General features: G+C 74.1%; 17 protein-coding genes, 1 tRNA gene and 2 pseudogenes. 12 read left to right on the forward strand and 8 right to left on the reverse strand.

Going from position 1 to position 19,216, the window contains the following annotated elements; translation table 11 throughout:
* A partial coding sequence (locus J7E86_RS17040; RefSeq protein ID WP_215082545.1) for an aminotransferase class I/II-fold pyridoxal phosphate-dependent enzyme occupies window positions 1–876 on the reverse strand: 876 nt, incomplete at its 3' end.
* A gap of 240 nt (window positions 877–1,116) precedes the next feature.
* Between J7E86_RS17040 and bioB the strand changes: the two genes are divergently transcribed.
* The 8 genes from bioB (at window position 1,117) to J7E86_RS17080 (ending at window position 9,864) form a co-directional block, all read left to right on the forward strand.
* Entirely contained in the window at window positions 1,117–2,319 is a 1,203-nt protein-coding gene (gene bioB, locus J7E86_RS17045; RefSeq protein WP_215082546.1) for a biotin synthase BioB, read from the forward strand.
* Complete coding sequence (locus J7E86_RS17050; protein ID WP_215082547.1) at window positions 2,312–3,628, forward strand: adenosylmethionine--8-amino-7-oxononanoate transaminase; 1,317 nt, start codon at window positions 2,312–2,314, stop codon at window positions 3,626–3,628. Before bioB ends, J7E86_RS17050 begins: the two co-directional genes overlap by 8 nt.
* A gap of 153 nt (window positions 3,629–3,781) precedes the next feature.
* A complete protein-coding gene (gene bioD, locus J7E86_RS17055) occupies window positions 3,782–4,498 on the forward strand; it encodes a dethiobiotin synthase (RefSeq protein ID WP_215082548.1) in 717 nt (238 codons plus the stop codon).
* 107 nt (window positions 4,499–4,605) lie between these two features.
* A complete protein-coding gene (locus J7E86_RS17060; protein ID WP_215082549.1) occupies window positions 4,606–5,289 on the forward strand; it encodes a class I SAM-dependent methyltransferase in 684 nt (227 codons plus the stop codon).
* Window positions 5,290–5,679: 390 nt separating this feature from the next.
* The gene (locus tag J7E86_RS17065; RefSeq protein ID WP_215082550.1) at window positions 5,680–7,023 is read left to right on the forward strand and encodes a hemolysin family protein; all 1,344 of its coding nucleotides are present in this window, start codon (window positions 5,680–5,682) and stop codon (window positions 7,021–7,023) included.
* On the forward strand, window positions 7,020–8,033 hold the full coding sequence (locus J7E86_RS17070) for a hemolysin family protein (protein WP_215082551.1): 1,014 nt from the start codon (window positions 7,020–7,022) through the stop codon (window positions 8,031–8,033). Before J7E86_RS17065 ends, J7E86_RS17070 begins: the two co-directional genes overlap by 4 nt.
* A gap of 46 nt (window positions 8,034–8,079) precedes the next feature.
* Window positions 8,080–8,916, forward strand: a complete 837-nt coding sequence (locus tag J7E86_RS17075; RefSeq protein WP_215082552.1) for an SGNH/GDSL hydrolase family protein — start codon at window positions 8,080–8,082, stop codon at window positions 8,914–8,916.
* A gap of 66 nt (window positions 8,917–8,982) precedes the next feature.
* The gene (locus J7E86_RS17080; RefSeq protein WP_215082553.1) at window positions 8,983–9,864 is read left to right on the forward strand and encodes an RNA polymerase sigma-70 factor; all 882 of its coding nucleotides are present in this window, start codon (window positions 8,983–8,985) and stop codon (window positions 9,862–9,864) included.
* Window positions 9,865–9,914: 50 nt separating this feature from the next.
* On the opposite strand, the gene J7E86_RS17085 is transcribed toward J7E86_RS17080, so the two are convergent.
* Window positions 9,915–10,661, reverse strand: coding sequence for an SDR family oxidoreductase (locus J7E86_RS17085; protein ID WP_215082614.1), 747 nt, complete (start codon window positions 10,659–10,661; stop codon window positions 9,915–9,917).
* Between the two features lie 165 nt (window positions 10,662–10,826).
* Between J7E86_RS17085 and J7E86_RS17090 the strand changes: the two are divergent.
* Window positions 10,827–11,568: pseudogene (locus J7E86_RS17090) on the forward strand (GntR family transcriptional regulator).
* 10 nt (window positions 11,569–11,578) lie between these two features.
* Here J7E86_RS17090 and J7E86_RS17095 read toward each other — a convergent pair.
* From J7E86_RS17095 to J7E86_RS17105, 3 genes and pseudogenes are all read right to left on the reverse strand, one after another.
* Window positions 11,579–12,745, reverse strand: coding sequence for an ROK family protein (locus tag J7E86_RS17095; protein ID WP_215082554.1), 1,167 nt, complete (start codon window positions 12,743–12,745; stop codon window positions 11,579–11,581).
* A gap of 152 nt (window positions 12,746–12,897) precedes the next feature.
* A tRNA-Lys gene (locus tag J7E86_RS17100) sits at window positions 12,898–12,971 on the reverse strand.
* 56 nt (window positions 12,972–13,027) lie between these two features.
* A pseudogene (locus J7E86_RS17105) lies at window positions 13,028–13,339 on the reverse strand (response regulator transcription factor); the annotation flags it as partial.
* Window positions 13,340–13,406: 67 nt separating this feature from the next.
* Between J7E86_RS17105 and J7E86_RS17110 the strand changes: the two are divergent.
* Window positions 13,407–13,790 (forward strand): hypothetical protein, encoded by a 384-nt coding sequence (locus J7E86_RS17110; RefSeq protein WP_215082620.1) that lies wholly within the window; start codon window positions 13,407–13,409, stop codon window positions 13,788–13,790.
* A gap of 267 nt (window positions 13,791–14,057) precedes the next feature.
* On the opposite strand, the gene mug is transcribed toward J7E86_RS17110, so the two are convergent.
* The 3 genes from mug to J7E86_RS17125 all read right to left on the reverse strand — a co-directional run bounded on the left by mug (window position 14,058) and on the right by J7E86_RS17125 (window position 16,547).
* The gene (gene mug / locus J7E86_RS17115) at window positions 14,058–14,594 is read right to left on the reverse strand and encodes a G/U mismatch-specific DNA glycosylase (RefSeq protein WP_215082615.1); all 537 of its coding nucleotides are present in this window, start codon (window positions 14,592–14,594) and stop codon (window positions 14,058–14,060) included.
* Entirely contained in the window at window positions 14,591–16,033 is a 1,443-nt protein-coding gene (gene purB / locus J7E86_RS17120; RefSeq protein ID WP_215082555.1) for an adenylosuccinate lyase, read from the reverse strand. The genes mug and purB overlap by 4 nt, the downstream gene beginning before the upstream one ends.
* Before the next feature lie 91 nt (window positions 16,034–16,124).
* On the reverse strand, window positions 16,125–16,547 hold the full coding sequence (locus J7E86_RS17125; RefSeq protein WP_215082556.1) for a hypothetical protein: 423 nt from the start codon (window positions 16,545–16,547) through the stop codon (window positions 16,125–16,127).
* Between the two features lie 225 nt (window positions 16,548–16,772).
* On the opposite strand from J7E86_RS17125, the gene J7E86_RS17130 reads away from it, so the two are divergent.
* Window positions 16,773–17,603 (forward strand): alpha/beta fold hydrolase, encoded by an 831-nt coding sequence (locus tag J7E86_RS17130; RefSeq protein ID WP_215082557.1) that lies wholly within the window; start codon window positions 16,773–16,775, stop codon window positions 17,601–17,603.
* A gap of 100 nt (window positions 17,604–17,703) precedes the next feature.
* Entirely contained in the window at window positions 17,704–19,107 is a 1,404-nt protein-coding gene (locus J7E86_RS17135; protein WP_215082558.1) for an NAD(P)/FAD-dependent oxidoreductase, read from the forward strand.
* Window positions 19,108–19,216 lie beyond the last annotated feature (109 nt).

Consider the following 19,216-nt stretch of genomic DNA (forward strand, 5'->3'; position numbering starts at 1 on the left):
GCGCAGCACCGTGAGGCTCGCGAGGGCCGCGCCGACGGCCGCCGGGGCGAGGCCGGTGTCGAAGATGAAGGTGCGGGCGTTGCTGACGAGGTGCCGGATCACCCGGGCGGGGCCGAGGACCGCGCCGCCCTGGCTGCCCAGCGACTTCGACAGCGTGACGGTGGCGACCACGTCCGGCGCGCCCGCGAGCTGCGCCGCGTGGAGGGCACCGCGGCCGCCGTCGCCCAGGACGCCCAGGCCGTGCGCGTCGTCCACCAGGAGAGCGGCGCCGTGCGCCCGGCAGGCGCCGGCGAGCGCGGCGAGCGGCGCCGCGTCGCCGTCGACGGAGAAGACGGAGTCGGTGACGACGAGGGCCGGCCCGCCGTGGGCCTCCAGCGTCTTGCGGACCACGTCCGGCGCGGCGTGCGGGACGACGGCGGTGCCGGCGCGGGCCAGGCGGCAGCCGTCGATGAGGGAGGCGTGGTTGCCCGCGTCGGAGACCAGCAGGGTTCCCGGGCGGGCGGGGCCTGCGGAATCGGCGGGGCCGGCCGGGGCGCACAGCGCGGTCACGGCGGCCAGGTTCGCGGCGTAGCCGGAGGAGAAGACGAGCGCGGCCTCGAAGCCGCAGAAGCCGGCGAGCTCCGTCTCCAGCCGGGCGTGCAGTTCGGTGCTGCCGGTCACCAGCCGGGAGCCGGTCGCGCCGCCGCCCCAGCGGCGGGCGGCCTCGGCGGCGGCCTCGGTGACCTCCGGGTGGCGGGTCAGGCCCAGGTAGTCGTTCCCGGCCAGGTCGATCAGCGGCGAGTCGGCCGGTCGCGGCCGCAGGGTCCGCACCAGCCCGTCGTCGAGGCGCCGCGCGTGGTGCCGGTCGATCCAGTCGAACGGGTCCTGCTGGGGCATCGGCCGTCCTTCGCGTGCTGTCGCGTGCTGGCGGGTCTTCGGGCAGGGGTCCGCGCGGTCTCCGGAGGAGGTGTGTGCAGGCTCCACAGATGTGCGGTCCCAACGGGCCTCAAAGGAAACTGCATAGAAGGTAGCCCGCGTCCCACCTGGTCAGAGTGTGGCAATACACACACCTCGAACGGCCCCTGTTGTGCGATCCCTCTATGGCCCGGGGCGGTGGGGTACGTAAGGATCTCGACCATGGACCTGCTGAACACTCTGGTGGAGAAGGGGCTGCGGCGCGAGCTGCCGACCCGCGAAGAGGCGCTCGCCGTGCTGGCGACCTCCGACGACGAGCTGCTCGATGTGGTGGCCGCGGCGGGCAAGGTGCGCCGCGAGTGGTTCGGGCGCCGAGTGAAGCTCAACTATCTGGTCAACCTCAAGTCGGGGCTCTGCCCCGAGGACTGCTCGTACTGCTCGCAGCGGCTCGGCTCCAAGGCCGAGATCCTGAAGTACACCTGGCTCAAGCCCGAGGACGCCTCGAAGGCGGCGGCCGCGGGCGTCGCCGGCGGCGCCAAGCGGGTCTGTCTGGTGGCGAGCGGCCGCGGCCCGACGGACCGGGACGTCGACCGGGTCTCGAAGACCATCGAGGCGATCAAGGAACAGAACGAGGACGTCGAGGTGTGCGCCTGCCTCGGACTGCTCTCCGACGGACAGGCCGAGCGGCTGCGCGCGGCCGGCGCCGACGCCTACAACCACAACCTCAACACCTCCGAGGCCACGTACGGCGACATCACCACCACGCACACCTACGCCGACCGCGTCCAGACCGTGCAGCAGGCCCAGGCGGCGGGCATGTCCGCCTGCTCGGGGCTGATCGCGGGCATGGGCGAGAGCGACGAGGACCTGGTGGACGTGGTCTTCTCGCTGCGCGAGCTGGACCCCGACTCGGTGCCGGTCAACTTCCTCATCCCCTTCGAGGGGACGCCGCTGGCCAAGGAGTGGAACCTCACGCCGCAGCGCGCACTGCGCATCCTGGCGATGGTCCGCTTCGTCTGCCCGGACGTGGAGGTCCGGCTGGCCGGCGGGCGCGAGGTGCACCTGCGGTCGATGCAGCCGCTCGCGCTGCACCTGGCCAACTCGATCTTCCTCGGTGACTACCTGACCAGCGAGGGCCAGGAGGGCAAGGCCGACCTGGCGATGATCGAGGACGCGGGCTTCGAGGTCGAGGGCGCCGGCACCACGACGCTGCCCCAGCACCGCGCCGACGCCCTGGCCGGCGGCTGCGGCGGGCACGGCGGAGGCGGCTGCGGGCCGTGCGGTGACGGCGGCGAGGCCGGGGCGTGCCCGGCGGAGTCCGCTCCCCCGGCGGCGGAGATCCCGGCCCCGGCCGGTGAGGTCCGTACGGACCTGGTCGCCGTCCGGCGCCGCGGAGCGGGTACGGAGCTGCCGCCCAATGCCTGAGCCGGCTGCCCCCGCGCTGCCCGTCGGGGAGCTGCTAGCCCTCGACCGGCAACACGTCTGGCACCCCTACGGCCCGATGCCGGGCCGCCAGGAGCCGCTGGTCGTGGAGTCCGCGGCGGGGGTGCGGCTGCGGCTGGCCGAACCGGCGCACGGCTCGCGCGAGTTGATCGACGGGATGTCGTCGTGGTGGTCCGCCGTCCACGGCTACAACCACCCGGTGCTCAACGAGGCGGCGCAGGCGCAGCTGGGACGGATGAGCCATGTGATGTTCGGCGGGCTCACCCACGAGCCCGCCGTGCGGCTGGCCGCGCGCCTGGTGGAGATCACCCCCGAGGGGCTCGAACACGTCTTCCTCTCCGACTCCGGTTCGGTGTCGGTCGAGGTCGCCGTGAAGATGTGCCTGCAGTACTGGCGCTCGGTCGGCCGGCCGGAGAAGCGGCGCCTGATGACCTGGCGCGGCGGCTATCACGGGGACACCTGGCAGCCGATGGCGGTGTGCGACCCGGACGGCGGGATGCACGAGCTGTGGTCGGGCGCGCTGCCGCGGCAGCTCTTCGCCGACGCGCCGCCGGACGGCTTCGACGCCGGTACGGACCCGGCGTACGCGGCGCACCTGCGGGACCTGGTCGCCCGGCACGCCCATGAGGTGGCGGCCGTGATCATCGAGCCGGTGGTGCAGGGCGCGGGCGGGATGCGCTTCCACGACCCGGGCTACCTGCGGGTGCTGCGGGAGGCGTGCGACGAGCACGACGTCCTGCTGATCCTGGACGAGATCGCGACCGGCTTCGGCCGCACGGGAGAACTGTTCGCCGCGGACCACGCCGGGATCACCCCGGATGTGATGTGCGTCGGCAAGGCGCTGACCGGCGGCTATCTGTCGATGGCGGCGACGCTGTGCACGCCGCGGGTGGCGGACGGCATCTCGCGGGGCGAGGTACCGGTGCTGGCGCACGGCCCCACGTTCATGGCCAACCCCCTGGCGGCCGCCGTCGCGTGCGCGTCCATCGACCTGCTGCTGTCGCGGGACTGGCGCACGGAGGTCAAGCGGATCGGGACCGGGCTGCGTGACGGCCTGGCCGCCGCGGCCGCGCTGCCGGGGGTACGGGACGTCCGGGTGCTCGGCGCCATCGGTGTCGTACAGCTCGACCACGAGGTGGACGTGGCGGCCGCGACGCGCGCCGCGGTCCGCGAGGGCGTGTGGGTGCGGCCGTTCCGCGATCTGATCTACACGATGCCGCCGTACGTCACGGAGGACGAGGACGTGGCGCGGATCTGCGCGGCGGTGTGCGCTGCGGCGCGGGAGGGATGACCGAGCGCGGCGAGCACTCCCCGGCTGTCGCCGGTGGCTCCGGCGCGCCGTGAGTCACCGGGCCGCCGCCCGGCCGCGGACCGCCGGGCCGGGTGGCGGCCCCCACACCATCCGTACGAACCGCGCCGCGAGGCGCGTTGAGGAGGCAGAACCATGTCCGTACTCGTCGTCACCGGCACCGGCACCGAGGTCGGCAAGACCGTGGTGACCGCGGCGATCGCGGCGGCCGCGCTGGCCGCCGGCCGCTCGGTCGCCGTGGTCAAGCCCGCGCAGACCGGTGTCGCGCCGGACGAGCCGGGGGACGTCGCCGAGGTGCTGCGGCTGGCCGGCCCGGTGACGGACGTCGAACTGGCGCGGTACCCCGAGCCGTTGGCGCCCGCGACGGCCGCGCTCCGGGCGGGCCGGGCGCCGGTGCGGCCGCATGAGGTCGAGGAGGCGGCGGCGAAGCTGGCCGGCACCCACGACCTGGTACTGGTCGAGGGCGCCGGTGGGCTGCTCGTACGGATGGACGAGGAGGGCGCCACGTTCGCGGACGTGGCGCGCCTGCTGCGCGCGCCCGTCCTGATCGTCGCCCAGGCGGGTCTGGGCACCCTGAACACCACGGCGCTGACGGCCGAGGCCCTGCGCTCGCGCGGCCTGCGCTGCGAGGGGGTCGTCATCGGCAGCTGGCCCGCCGACCCCGACCTCGCGTCCCTGTGCAACCTCGCCGACCTGCCCGAGGTCGCGGACGCCCCGCTGCTGGGCGCGGTTCCCGAGGGTGCGGGGGCGCTCCCGCCGGCCGACTTCCGCAAGGCGGCGCCGCTCTGGCTGGCGCCGGAGCTGTGCGGTGTCTGGGACGCCGGCGTGTTCACGGCGACGATGCGGGGCTGACGGTTCTCACCGGCGGTGCGGAAAGGGTCACCCGCGCCGGCGGTGCGACGGGCCGCGGCGAGGGGAAGACTCCCGATAGCCGTCGCCTCCCCGGGAAGGGGTCCGTCATGCCGCTCCGGAGTCCCAGGACACCGCACGACGCCGTGCACCATCCGGTCTTCGCCCGCGTCTACGCCAGACTGAGCCCGATCGTCGACGAGCGCGGCGGAGTGGCCGAGCACCGGCGGCGATTGCTGGCCGGCCTGTCGGGCCGGGTGATCGAGATCGGCGCGGGCAACGGCCTGAACTTCACGCATTATCCGGGCACCGTCTCCGAGGTGGTGGCGATCGAACCCGAACGGCGGTTGCGCAGACTGGCGGTGGAGGCCGCGGTACGGGCCGGGGTGCCGGTGGACGTGGTGCCGGGCACGGCGGAGGCGCTGCCCGTCAAGAGCGAGGCGTTCGACGCGGCGGTGGTCTCGCTGGTGCTGTGTTCGGTACGGGACGTGCGGCGGACGCTGGCGGAGTTGCGGCGGGTCCTCCGGCCGGGCGGTGAGCTGCGGTTCTTCGAGCACGGGCGCGCCCGCGGTCCGGTGCTGGCGACCACCCAGCGGGCGCTGGACCGCACGGTGTGGCCGCTGCTGTTCGGCGGCTGCCACACGGCGCGCGACCCGCTGGCGTCGATCGAGGCGGCGGGGTTCGAGCTGGGCGACTACCGCAGGCTGCGGATCCCGCAGGGCGGGGTGCCGACGCCCGCGTCGGAGTTCGTCCTGGGCGTCGCGCTGCGCCCGGCGGAGCCGGACGCTCGGTGAACCGGCTCACGAACACCGGCGGCGGGCGGAAACGACCCCGAACCGGATGGCCCCTCCGATAGGCCGGCCTGCCCTTCGTCCCGCCGCGCGAGCGCGCGGACCACTGGAGCGCACCGCCTGGAGCCGAACCGGCTGCCGGGCGCCCCGGAGCACGTAACCGGCACCAGCAGCGCGACACGCCCGCATCGCGGCGTTCACAGGCGCGAGCACGACCGCCCCGCTTTGCCGATCCTTTACCATGAATGGACAGTAGTTCTTTCGGCATGTTCTCTTACAGTCATCCGAACCCCCAGTTGAAAGGTGTGAGCGTCCGCCCATGGGCGAGCCTCCCAGTAGCCGACATCGCGCGATCCTTCCGCCTCTGCCCGACCATGGGACGGAGGTGAACCGATGACCGAAGTGCTGCTTCTGGTGGTGGCCCTGCTGCTGACGCTGGCCTGTGCCGTGTTCGTCGCGGCGGAGTTCTCCCTCACCACCGTCGAGCGCGCCGAGCTGGAACGGGCCGCCGAGAACGGCGACCGGGGCGCGGAGAGCGCGCTCAAGGCCGTACGCGGCCTCACCTTCCAGCTCTCCGGCGCCCAGCTCGGTATCACCGTCACCGGCCTGATCATCGGCATGATCTCCAAGCCGTCCATCGCGGCGCTGCTGACCGGCCCGGCGGAGGCACTCGGGCTCTCCCCCTCCATGGCCTCCTCCACCGCCCTGGTGCTGGGCACCGTGCTCTCCACCGTCGTGCTGATGGTCGTGGGCGAGCTGGTCCCCAAGAACTGGGCGATCTCGCGCCCGCTGCCGGTGGCGAAGAGGGTCGCCGGGGCGCAGCGCACGTTCAGCGGCGCGTTCCGGCCGCTGATCCGCCACCTCAACAACACCGCGAACCGGACCCTGCACCGCATGGGCCTGGAGCCCGCCGAGGAGCTGGCCTCCGCGCGCGGGCCGCAGGAGCTCGCCGCGCTCGCCCGGCACTCCGCCAAGGAGGGCGCGCTGGAGGCGGACACCGCCGAACTGTTCATCCGGACGCTGAACCTCTCCGAGCTGACGGCCGAGAACGTGATGACGCCCCGCGTCCAGGTCACCGCGCTCGACGCACAGACCACCGCCGAGGACGTCGCCAACGCCACCCGGGCCACCGGGTTGTCCCGCTTCCCCGTCTACCGCGGCAATCTGGACACCGTCATCGGCATCGCCCACATCAAGGACGTCGTGGCGATCCCCGCCGAGGCACGCCGCCACCACCCGGTCACCGCGATGCTGCGCGAGCCCCTGCTCGTACCGGAGTCGCTGACCGTGGACAGGCTGCTGGACCGGCTGTCGGGCAAGCGCACGATGGCCGTCGTCATCGACGAGTACGGCGGCACGGCAGGTGTGGTCACCCTGGAGGACATCGTCGAGGAGGTCGTCGGCGAGGTCCGCGACGAGCACGACCCGCACGAGCTCCCCGACCTGGCCCCGGCCGGTACGGACGCGGAGGGCCGCCCGCTCTACGACGCGGACGGCGCGGTGCGCACCGACCAGCTGGAGATCATCGGGCTGCGGGCGCCGGACGGTCCGTACGAGACGCTGGCCGGCCTGATCGCCACCGAGCTCGGCCGGATCCCGGCCGAGGGCGACACCGTCGAGGTGGCGGGCTGGCGCGCCGAGGTCGTCGACGCCTCCGGCCGGCGCGCGGCGCGGGTGCGCCTGACGGCGCCGCCGCCCGGACAGCCGGCGCCCGAGGACGAGGAGGCCGGCCGATGACCTTCGTCCAGCTCCTCATCGGTCTGGCGACGCTCGTCGTCAACGCCTTCTTCGTGGGTGCCGAGTTCGCCATGATCTCGGTGCGCCGCAGTCAGATCGAACCGTTCGCCGACCGGGGCGACCGGCGGGCCGACAGCGTGCTGTGGGGCCTGCGGCACGTCTCGGCGCTGATGGCGGCCGCCCAGCTCGGCATCACGCTGTGCACGCTGGTGCTCGGTGTGGTCGCCGAACCGGCCATCGCCCACCTGCTGGAGCCCGTCTTCCACACGGTCGGGATCCCGCAAGGCCTGATCCACCCGGTGTCGTTCGTGATCGCGCTGGCCGTGGCGACGTACCTGCACATGCTCTTCGGCGAGATGGTCCCGAAGAACATCGCGCTGGCCGAACCGGTCCGCACCGCCCTGCTGCTCGGCCCGCCGCTGGCCGGCCTGGCGCGGGCCCTGCGCCCGGTGGTCTTCACGATCAACGCGCTGGCGAACGGCCTGCTGAAGCTGTTGCGGGTCGAGCCGAAGAACGAGGTCGCCTCGACCTACTCCGACGACCAGCTCGCCCGGATCGTCTCCGACTCCAGCGCGGCGGGCCTGCTCGACGAGCGGGCCACCGAGCGGCTGCGGGACGCCCTGGAGCTGGGCACCCGTCCCGTCAAGGACGTGGTGACCCCCGTCGAACGCGTCGTCTCCGCGCCCCTCGGCATGACCCCCGAGGGTCTGGAGCGGCTGTCGGCGGCCTCCGGCTTCTCCCGCTTCCCCGTCATCGACGACGCGGGCCGCATCCTGGGCTACCTGCACGTCAAGGACGCCCTGGACGCCGAGCGGCGGGACGTGCCGTTCCCGGTGCAGCGGATGCGCCGCGTCGCGACGGTCCGCGCGGCGACCCCGCTGGACGATGTGATCACCGCGATGAGCGGCACCGGTACCCACCTCGCGGCGGTCATCGGCGAGAACGGCCGCCTGGCGGGCCTGGTCACCCTGGAGGACGTCCTGCGGGAGCTGGTGGGCCGGCGGGCATGAGGGCCCGCCGCCCCGCGGCGGCCGCTTTCGGTAGGATCACCCCGCCATGCAAATGAATGCTACGTACACCAGTTACGTCGCGGTCGGCGACTCCTTCACCGAGGGCATGTCGGACGCGCTGCCCGACGGCTCGTACCGCGGCTGGGCCGATCTGCTCGCGGCGCGGCTGGCGTCGCGCGCGGACGGCTTCCGCTACGCCAACCTCGCCGTGCGCGGGAAGCTGATCGGCCAGATCGCCGACGAGCAGGCCGGCCCCGCCGCCGCGATGGGCGCGGACCTGGTCACGCTGGTCGGCGGTCTCAACGACGTGCTGCGGCCGAAGTGCGACGTTGACCTGGTGTGCGCGCGGCTGGCGGAGGCCGTGGACCGGCTCGCGCCGAGTTGCCGGCAGCTGGTCCTGATGCGCAGCCCCGGCCGGCAGGGGCCGGTCCTGGAGCGGTTCCGGCCGCGCATGGAGCGGCTCTTCGGCTTCCTGGACGAGCTGGCCGAACGGCACGGCGCGCTGGTCGTGGACCTCTTCGGCGCCGAGGTGCTGGGCGATCCCCGGATGTGGGCCGAGGACCGGCTGCACCTGAACGCGGAGGGCCACCGCCGGGTGGCCGAGGCCGTCTGGCAGGCGCTCGGGCATCCTGCGGAGTACGACTGGCGGGAGCCGCTCCCGCCGTTCGTACGCCCCGGCTGGGTCGCCCGGCGCACGTCCGACGCCCGCTTCGCCCGCGAACACCTGGGCCCTTGGATCGGCAGGCGCCTGACCGGGCGCTCCTCGGGGGACGGCCGGACCGGCGCGCACTTCAGCGCCGAGCTGGGAACGGCGTTCTGGGTGACCCCCGGCGGCGGCACGGAGACCGGCCGCGTCACCGGGTGGAAGCGGTCGGACGGCTGACCTCCGCGCCGGGGTGAGAGGCGCCTCATATGGACAACCGTCGGCCGGGTCCGCTGGGATGGAGCCGTGACCGCACCTGACACCGCCCTCGGCACCTTCGAGGAACACCGCACCATCCTGACCGGCGTGGCCTATCGCATGCTCGGCCGGGTCGCGGACGCCGAGGACGTGGTGCAGGAGGCGTGGCTGCGCTGGGCCGGGGCCGAGCGGGACGAGGTCCGTGACGCGCGCGGCTATCTGGTGCGGATCACCACCCGGCTGGCCATCGACCGGCTGCGACAGGTGCGGTCCCGGAACGAGGCGTACGTGGGGCCGTGGGTTCCCGAGCCGATCGCCACCGACTTCGGCGCCACCGTCCCCGACACCGCGGAGCGGGCCGTGCTGGCCGACTCCGTCTCGCTCGCCGTGCTCGTCGTCCTGGAGTCGCTCTCGCCGCTGGAGCGCGCGGTCTTCGTCCTGCGCGAGGCGTTCGGCTTCCCCTTCCGGGAGATCGCCGCCACCCTCGACCGCTCGGAGACGGCGGTCCGTCAGCTCGCCGGCCGCGCCCGGCGCCATGTCGACGAGCGCCGGCCGCGCTTCGCGGTCGACCCGGCGCAGCGGCGCGACCTCACCGAGCGGTTCCTCGCCGCCGCCACCGGCGGCAGCATCGAGCAACTGCTGGAACTGCTCGCCCCGGACGTGCGCCTCGTCGGCGACAGCGGCGGGAGGACGAAGGGGCCGCTGCGCGTCATCGAGAGCGCCGACAAGGTCGGGCGGTTCCTGTTCGCGGTGGCCCGGACGAGCGTGGCCGAGCCGGAGCTCCGCTTCATGGAGATCAACGGCGCCCCCGGCGTGCTCATCCTGTCGCGGGGCCGCCCGGACACCGTCTGCTCCGTCGAGGTGGCCGACGGGCGGATCACGGGCATCTACCTCCAGCGCAACCCCGACAAGCTCACGGCACTCGCGTAGGCCGTCGCCGGCCGGGCCCTTCGGACGTGCCCCGGCGGCGTGCCGGGCCGTCACAGCCCGCCGGCCACCCGCAGCACCGCTCCCGTGGTGTACGACGCCTCGGGCGACAGCAGCCAGGCGACGGCCGCCGCGACCTCGTCCGGCTCGCCGGGCCGGCCCAGCGGTACCCGCTCCGGATTGCGCCACGGCCGCTCCGGGTCGCCCATCGCGGCGTGGATGTCGGTGACGATCATGCCGGGCTGTACGGAGTTGACGCGGATGCCCTCCACGGCGAGCTCCTTGGACAGGCCCGTCGTCATGGCGTCCACGGCCGCCTTGCTCGCCGCGTAGTGCACGTACTCGCCGGGGCTGCCCAGCGTGGCGGCGCCGGAGGAGATGTTCACTATCGCGCCGCCCGGCCCGCCGTGACGGGTCGACAGCTCCAGGGCCGCTCGCCGGGCGCAGATCAGCGCTCCCGTCACGTTGACGTCCACGACGCGGCGCATCCGCTCCACCGGCGTCTCGGTGAACCGGCCCAGCAGGCCGGTGATACCGGCGTTGTTGACCAGTCCGGTGACCGGCCCCAGCCGCTCCTTGACGACGTCGAAGAGGGTGTCGACGTCGCTCTCGACGCTGGTGTCGGCCCGTACGGTCACACACTCCACGCCCTCGGCCCGCACGGCCCGCGCCGTCTCCTCGGCGGCGTCGCGCGCCCGCTCGTACCCGATGCCGACGGCGTGTCCGGCCCGGGCCAGCCGCAGCGCGACCGCCGCGCCGATGCCCCTGCCGCCGCCCGTGACCACCGTGACCTGGCCCATCGCCCTACCTCCAGTCACACCATCCGATGATCGACGACCGTATACGACGCTTCCGGCAAAGATGTCATTGGTCTTGACCAAGTCTGTGCGCCGCCCTATGGTCGCAGGCATACTGCAACAACCTTTAATAAAGAAGCGCGCGAAAAGCCATTGCGGAGGATCAGGGTGGGGACCACGCAGCTGGAAACGGTGCCGGAGCCGAAGTACTGGCACCTGAAGACCGTGCTCACCGACGCACTCGACTCCGAGTTCGCGGTGGGCGAGATCCTGCCGAACGAACGCGAACTCGCGGCCCGCTTCGGCGTCGCGCGGGCCACGCTCCGCCAGGCGCTCGAACAGCTGGAACTGGAAGGGCGGCTCCAGCGCCGCCGCGGCGTCGGCACCACCGTCGCCCCGCCCCGCGTAGGCGTGGCCGTCGGCGATCCCGAGCACTCCTGGCCCGGTGGCGCCACCGACACCTGGGGAGCCCGTCGGCAGCACGGAGGCGGCACCGCCCGCCGCGGTCGCCCGCTTCCTGGACACGGCCGCCGGCGAGAGCGTGCACACCGTCCGCCGCTCCCGCCGCACCCACGGCCAGCCCGTCGCCGCCGAGCTGCTGTACGTACCGGCGAGCACCGTCCCCGGCCTCGGCGACCTGCAGGCGATGTCCGGCCCGGCCCGTGCCCGCCTGGTGCTCCACGAGCTCCGGCGCCTCGAACTGGAGGGCCAGGACCAGGCGGTGGAGCTCGGCTCCGCCCGCGCCGACGACGCCAAGCAGCTCGACCGGCTGCCGGGTGCCCCCGTACTGGTCGTCACCACCCGCTATTTCGCGGCCGGCCGCACCGCCGCCGTGGCCGTGGCCACCTACCGGGCCGACACCTGCCGGCTGACGTTCGGCGACGCCGGGATGCAGCTGGTGGCGAGCTGAGGAGCGGCGTTCAGCGCCGCGCCGTGACCGTGCTCTCGACCGCGAACAGCTGCTCCTCCACGTGGTCGAGAGCCAGCCGCAGCGCGCCCGTCGCCACCGCCGCCTCGCCCAGCAGGGATTGCGCCACCCGCGGCGGCCGCAGGCAGTAGCGGGACAGCTCCTCGCGCAGCGGCTCCAGGACACCATCGAGCCCCGCGGCCCAGCCGCCGACCACGACCAGCTCCGGGTCGAGGGCCAGCACCAGCGCCGCCACGTCGTGCACCAGCCGTCGCATGAACCGCTCCACGGCCGCCCCGGCCCGCTCCTCGCCCGCGCGGGCGAGCGCGAACACCCGCGCCACCTGGGCCTCGTCCAGGGGGTGCAGGGGCTCGCCCGTGGTGGACAGCACCTCTTCGGGGGTGGCCTCCCGGCCCAGCAGGTGCAGCGCGCCGATCTCGCCGGCCGCGCCCCCGTAACCCCGGTGCAGCCGCCCGCCGATCAGCGACCCGGCGCCCGGGCTCAGCCCGGCCAGGACGAACACCACGTCGTCCGAGGCCGTGGCCGCGCCCTTCCAGTGCTCGGCCACGGCGGCCGCGTTCGCGTCGTTCTCCACGAGGACCGGACATCGGAACGACTGCCGGAGCCGCTCCCCGAGCGGCAGCCCGGTCCAGCCCGGCAGGGCGGTGCCCAGCCGTACGGTCCCGTCGGCCTCCACGATGCCGGGCGTGGCCACGCCCACCGCCCGCAACTGGCCGCGCGGCACGCCCGAGCGCCGCAGCAGGTCGGCGACCGCCTCCCGGACGCCCTCCAGCCGTTCGTCCGCCGACGCCGTCGCCGGCACCGCAAGGGACGCCGAACCCATGACGCGCCCGCCCAGATCGGCCATCAGCACCGCGATCCGGTGCGGCCCGATCTCGATGCCCAGCAGGTGGCCGGCCTCCACCCGGAAGCGGAAGCGCCGTGCCGGGCGGCCCTGGCGCCGGGCCTCGCCCTCCTCGGCGGGCACCTCCACCACCAGGCCGGAGTCGATGAGCCCCTCGATCACGCCCTCGACGGTCGGCCGGGACAGCCCGGTCACCTTGACCAGGTCGGTGAGGGTGGGCGAGGCGGGCGTGGCCGCCGCGCGGAGCGCGTGCAGCACCACGGCCGAATTGATCCGCCGCAACAGAGACGGATCCCCACCGGTGAGCCGCCCCAACGTGCCGCCTCCTCGCTTTGCGCGCCCTTTGCTGTCTGGCCGGATCGTATCGGGTGCGGACCGGACCGGCGAGCCTCGGCGGAGCCCGGGCGGGTCTCCGCGCGCATGCGGCGAGGGCCCCCACGTGTCGTGAGGGCCCTCGCCGTTGTCCGTGCGCCACCAGGGACTCGAACCCCGGACCTGCTGATTAAGAGTCAGCCGCTCTAGCCAACTGAGCTAGCGGCGCGTGTACATACTACGGTGCGATCACCTGAGCGCGAAACCGCGTTCTCCACGGGGCCCTCAGCCCGGGGTGACGAACCCCGACTCGTAGGCCGCGATCACCGCCTGGGTCCGGTCCCGCGCCCCCAGCTTCGCCAGCACCGCGCTGACGTGCGTCTTGACGGTCTCGGTGCCCAGCAGCAGGGTGCGCGCGATCTCCGGGTTGGACATGCCGCGCGTCATCAGCCGCAGCACCTCGGCCTCCCGGGCGGTCAGCGCCGCCCGCTCCATCGCCGCGCAGGCCCGCTCGTTGCCCCGCGGCGCCGCGAGCCGCCGCAACGCGGAGGGGAACAGCAGGGAGTCCCCGGCGGCCACCGTGCGGACCTGCTGTACGCCGCCAAGCTCGCCGTCACCACCGGTCTCGCGCTCGCCGCCGGGCTGCTCGCCGGGGGTGTGCGGGTTGCTCCTGGGCCAAGGGGCCCTCGGCGACCGGGGGCTGGGGCTCGGCGCGCCCGGGGCGCTGCGCGCGGTGGCCGGCTGCGGCCTCCACCTGGCGCTGCTCACCGCCCTGTCCGCGGGGACGGCGGCCGTGCTGCGCGGCACCGTGGGCACGATCGGGCTGCTCGTGCCGCTGGTCTGCTTCCTCTCACCGGTGCTCGGCGGGAACCCCGGCTCCGCGGTGGGCAGGTTCGCCCAGTTCCTGCCGGACCGGGCCGGCCAGCAGATCCTGCACGCGGCGCCCGAGGGTGCGCTGGGGGCGTGGCCGGGGCTCGGGGTGACGGCGCTGTGGGCGGGCTGCGCGGTGGCGGCGGGCTGGTGGGCGCTGCGCCGCCGGGACGCGTGAACGCCTGGCGCCTGGGCAGTGTTCGGTGGATCTTCGGCTGCGGACCGCCTTCGCCGCCTGCGGCGGCGGGCGCCCTGCGGGCGCGTCCTCAATCTCCCCCAGCTACCGCTGGGAGGTGCCCCCAGACGGGCTTGATTGTGGCTGAGCTCAGCCACAATCAAGCCCGTCCGGCGTTTGAGGACACCACCGCGCAGCGATGGTGCGCACGACACAGCCCACAATCGCCCGCTCACATGGCCCGCCGGACACCGCCTGGGCCTGACGCCGTCAGGAGATGGCCGCGGCGCGCAGCCGCCCGAACTCCTCCGCCATTTTCGGCAGCGGCCAATGCGCGTTGAGCCCGCTGGGGTTCGGCAGGGCCCAGACACGGGTGGTGCCGATGGTCCGTTCCTGGGGGCCTATCCTCGCGTGCTTGTCGCCGAAGGCGACGCGGTAGGCGGTGATCCCGACGACCGCGAGCCAGCGGGGCCGCAGCAACTCCACCTTCTCGGTGAGGATGCGGCCGCCCTCGCGGAACTCGGCGTCGCTCAGTTCGTCGGCGCGCGCGGACGCCCGAGCGACGACGTTGGTGATGCCGAGCCCGTGGTCGAGCAGCTCCCGTTCCTCGGCGGGGCGCAGCAGGCGCGGTGTGAAGCCCGAGGCGTGCAGGACGGGCCAGAAGCGGTTGCCCGGCCGGGCGAAGTGGTGGCCGGTGGCCGCCGACATCAGGCCGGGGTTGATGCCGCAGAACAGCACGCGGAGGCCGTCCGCGACCACGTCCGGTACGAACCGGTCGCGGGCGGCCTCCAGCTCCTCGGGGGTCAGAGGATTGCCCCCGGCGCGTACGCGGCCGCCTCCGGGTGCTGCTTGGCGATCTCCTCGATGCGGGAGACGACCAGGGCGACCTGGTCGGCGGCGGCACCGGTGAAGGACAGCTTGTCGGCCATCAGGGCGTCCAGGCCCGCGCGGTCCAGCGGGATGCGCTCGTCGGCCGCGAGCTTGTCGAGCAGCTCGTTGCGCTCGGCGCCGCGCTCGCGCATCGCCAGGGCGGAGGCCACGGCGTGCTCCTTGATCGCCTCGTGTGCGACCTCGCGGCCGACGCCGGCCCGTACGGCGCCCATCAGCACCTTGGTGGTGGCGAGGAAGGGGAGGTAGCGGTCCAGCTCGCGGGCGACCACGGCGGGGAAGGCGCCGAACTCGTCGAGGACGGTGAGGAAGGTCTCCAGCAGGCCGTCGAGCGCGAAGAACGCGTCCGGCAGGGCGACGCGGCGCACCACGGAGCAGGAGACGTCGCCCTCGTTCCACTGGTCGCCGGCCAGCTCGCCGGTCATCGAGGCGTAGCCGCGCAGGATGACCATGAGGCCGTTGACGCGCTCGCAGGAGCGGGTGTTCATCTTGTGCGGCATCGCGGACGAGCCGACCTGGCCCGGCTTGAAGCCCTCGGTGACCAGCTCGTGCCCGGCCATCAGGCGGATGGTCTTGGCGAGCGAGGACGGGGCGGCGGCCAGCTGCACCAGCGCGGTGACCACGTCGTAGTCGAGCGAGCGCGGGTAGACCTGGCCGACGGAGGTGAAGGCCTGGGCGAAGCCGAGGTGGCCCGCGATCCGGTGTTCCAGCTCGTCCAGCTTCGCGGCGTCGCCGCCCAGCAGGTCGAGCATGTCCTGGGCGGTGCCGACCGGGCCCTTGATGCCGCGCAGCGGGTAGCGGCCGAGGAGCTCCTCCAGGCGCCCGTAGGCGACCAGCAGCTCGTCGGCGGTGGTGGCGAAGCGCTTGCCGAGGGTGGTGGCCTGGGCGGCCACGTTGTGCGAGCGGCCGGCCATGACCAGCTCCGCGTGCTCACCGGCGAGCCGGCCCAGGCGGGTCAGGACGGCGACGGCACGGTCGCGCACGAGCTCCAGGGACAGCCGGATCTGCAGCTGCTCGACGTTCTCGGTGAGGTCGCGGGAGGTCATGCCCTTGTGGACCTGCTCGTGGCCGGCGAGGGCGTTGAACTCCTCGATCCGGGCCTTCACGTCGTGGCGGGTGACCTTCTCGCGCTCGGCGATGGAGGCCAGGTCGACCTGGTCCAGGACCCGCTCGTAGTCGGCGAGCGCGGCGTCGGGCACCTCGATCCCCAGGTCCTTCTGGGCGCGGAGCACGGCGAGCCAGAGCTTCCGCTCCAGCTTGACCTTGTACTCGGGGGACCACAGGACGGCCAGCTCGGTGGAGGCGTAGCGGCCGGCGAGGACGTTGGGGATGCGGGGCTTCAAAGACGCAGCAGTCACGTGTCCAGAGTCTATAGGCGGTTCGCGCAGGTCGGCGCCCCGGCTCCGTTCGTACGGACCTACAAGGCGACGGCCGTCCCGCCGTGCCGTCTCACAGCGCCCTGGCCACGCGGTAGCGGGCACCGGGCGCCCCGGGCTTGGGCCGGCGGCGGTAGGTGCGGAGCACGACGGTGTCGCCCGCGCCGATGGCCTTGGCCATGGTCGCGGGGACGTAGGCGGAGAGGGAGTAGGTGCTGGACCTCTCCAGGATCGTGCCGTTCCGCTTCAGCGAGTACAGGATGCCCGAGGTCACCGCGGTGGTGCGGCCCGCCTGGCGGGCCGGGGAGGAGGCCGTGCTGATGACGGCCGCCAGGACGGAGCGGGCGTACCGGCCGGCGTCCGTGGCGTGGCCCCGGGCGATCCGCCGCGCGTCCGCGGGCCCGGCCAGGCGCCGGACGGCGGGCGCGCCGACCCGCGCGTCCTGTGCGGGAGCCGGCCTGCTGCGCTTCTTGACCTTCCGCTGGCGTGCGGTCATCACTCGCTCCTCGTGATCGATCCCGTACGGAACGCGACTGTCCGTGTCACTGTGCGGTCCCGCCGTACGCCTCGCAAGCGCACGGTCACCCGGACGGCGCGCCCCGCGCGGGGAGGACCCGGACGGACGGAGAACGGGCAAGGTCTACCCAGCGGTAATCGTTGCTGACATCCTGTCTCGACAGCTCGGCAGTCAGCACCACCGCGGATGACGAGGAGCCGTCCCATGGCCGACACGGTCGCCTTCCCCATCGAGACCCCCGGCGGACAGCGCACGGTCGAGGTGTCCTACGAACGGCACGGCGGCGGCGAGCCCTTGGTGCTGCTGCACGGGATCGGGCACCACCTCCAGGCGTGGGACCCGGTCGCCGGCGTCCTCGCCGCCGAGCGGGACGTCATCGCCGTCGATCTGCCGGGGTTCGGCCGGTCGCCCGCACTGCCCGACGGGGTCGAGTACGGGCTGGCGGGGGTGACTCCCGTGCTCGGCGCGCTGTTCGAGGCACTCGGCGTGGAGCGGCCGCACATCGCGGGCAACTCCCTGGGCGGGCTGCTCGCGCTGCAGCTCGGGCACGAGAAGCTCGTACGGTCCGTCACCGCCCTCTCCCCCGCCGGCTTCTGGACCGAGGCCGAACGCCGTTACGCCTTCGGGGTCCTGCTCGGGATGCGGCGCGGGGCCGTGACCCTGCCGCCGCGCACCGTGGCGAGAATGGCCCGGACGGCGGTCGGCCGGGCGGCACTGGTCAGCCCCATCTACGCGCGGCCCGCCCGGCGTTCGCCCGATGCCGTGATCGCCGAGACCGAGGCGCTGCGCGGGGCGACCGGCTTCGGCGCCACGCTGGCCGCCGGCCGGTCGGTGCGCTTCACGCACGACGTCCCGGACGTGCCCGTCACCATCGCCTGGGGCAGCAACGACCGCCTGCTCGTACGCCGCCAGGGCCTCCGCGCCAAGCAGGTGATCCCGGCCGCCCGGCTCGTCCGGCTGCCCGGCTGCGGGCACGTCCCGATGAACGACGACCCGGCGCTCGTCGCCCGCGTCATCCTCGACACCTCGCGCTGACGGCCGGAGGCTCCCGCCCAGGCGCGTCGGACAGTGACGGTGTCAGTGGCGGGTGGGATGGTGGGAAGCACCCAGCGACGTGAGCGGGAGGTGCGGTGCCATGGCCGAACAGGTGGATGTCGTCGTCATCGGCATGGGCCCGGGTGGTGAGCACGTGGCCGGCCGGCTGGCCGAGGCCGGGCTGAGCGTCGTAGGCGTCGAGGCGGAGCTGGTCGGCGGCGAGTGCCCGTACTGGGGTTGTGTGCCCAGCAAGATGATGATCCGCGCCGCGAACCTGCTGGCCGAGGCGGGGCGCGTGCCCGGCATGGCCGGGTCGGCGCGGGTGACGCCCGACTGGGCGCCGGTGGCCGCCCGGATCCGCGACGAGGCCACGGACGACTGGAACGACCAGGTGGCCGCCGACCGGTTCACCGGCAAGGGCGGCCGTCTGGTGCGCGGGCACGGCAGGCTGACGGGCCCCGGCCGGGTCGAGGTCACCGGCACGTCCGGAGGGACCGGGGCGGACGGCACGGTGTTCGCGGCCCGGCTCGGGGTGGTGATCGCGACGGGCACCAAGCCCGCGGCGCCCCCGGTGCCCGGCCTCGCCGACGTGCCGTACTGGACCAACCGGGAGGCGGTCTCCGCCAAGGAGGCGCCGCGCTCGCTGATCGTGCTCGGCGGCGGCGCGATCGGCCTGGAGCTGGCCCAGGCGTACGCCCGGTTCGGCACGCACGTGGAGATCGTGGAGGCCACGGACGGGCTGCTCCCGGCCGAGGAGCCGGAGGCCGGTGAGCTGCTGGAGAAGGTCCTGCGCCGCGAGGGCCTGACCGTGCGGACGGGGGCGCGGGCGAACGGGGCGCGGCATGACGCGGACACCTTCACCCTCTCCCTGGAGGACGGCTCGGAGCTGACGGCCGACCGGCTGCTGGTGTCCACGGGCCGCCGGGTGGACCTCTCCGGCCTGGGCCTGGAGACCGTGGGCCTGGACCCGGGCGCGAGGTCGCTGAAGGTGGACGGCCGGCTGCTGGCGGCGCCCGCGCTGTGGGGCGTGGGCGACGTGACCGGGCACGGCGCGTTCACGCACATCTCGATGTACCAGGCGGAGATCGTCGTACGGGCCGTGCTCGGCGAGCCCGGCCCCGACGCCGACTACCGCGCCCTGCCCCGCGTGACCTTCACCGACCCGGAGGTCGGCGCCGTGGGCCTGACCGAACGACAGGCGCGCGAGAAGGGGATGCGGGTGGGGACGGGCCTGGCGCGGGTGCCGTCCTCGGCGCGCGGCTGGATCCACAAGGCGGGCAACGACGGCCTGGTCAAGCTGGTGGAGGACCTCGACCGGGGCGTCCTCGTCGGCGCGACGGCGGCGGGGCCGGCGGGCGGCGAGGTGATGTACGGCCTCGCGGTGGCCGTCCAGGCGGGGGTGCCCGTCGAGGCGCTGCGGCACATGATCTACGCCTATCCGACCTTCCACCGGGGCGTGGAGGACGCACTCGCCGACCTGCGGGCGGGCGAGGTCGCCGGCTAGGCGGTGAGCGGGCGCTGCAGGCGTGTCGTGCGCACCACCGGTGCGCGGTGATGTCCTCAAGCGCCGGACGGGCTGACATCTGCCGACCGATTCACGCTGCCCGCCGCCC

Source organism: Streptomyces sp. ISL-11 (assembly GCF_018614525.1).
In the GTDB taxonomy this organism is placed as follows: Bacteria; Actinomycetota; Actinomycetes; order Streptomycetales; family Streptomycetaceae; genus Streptomyces.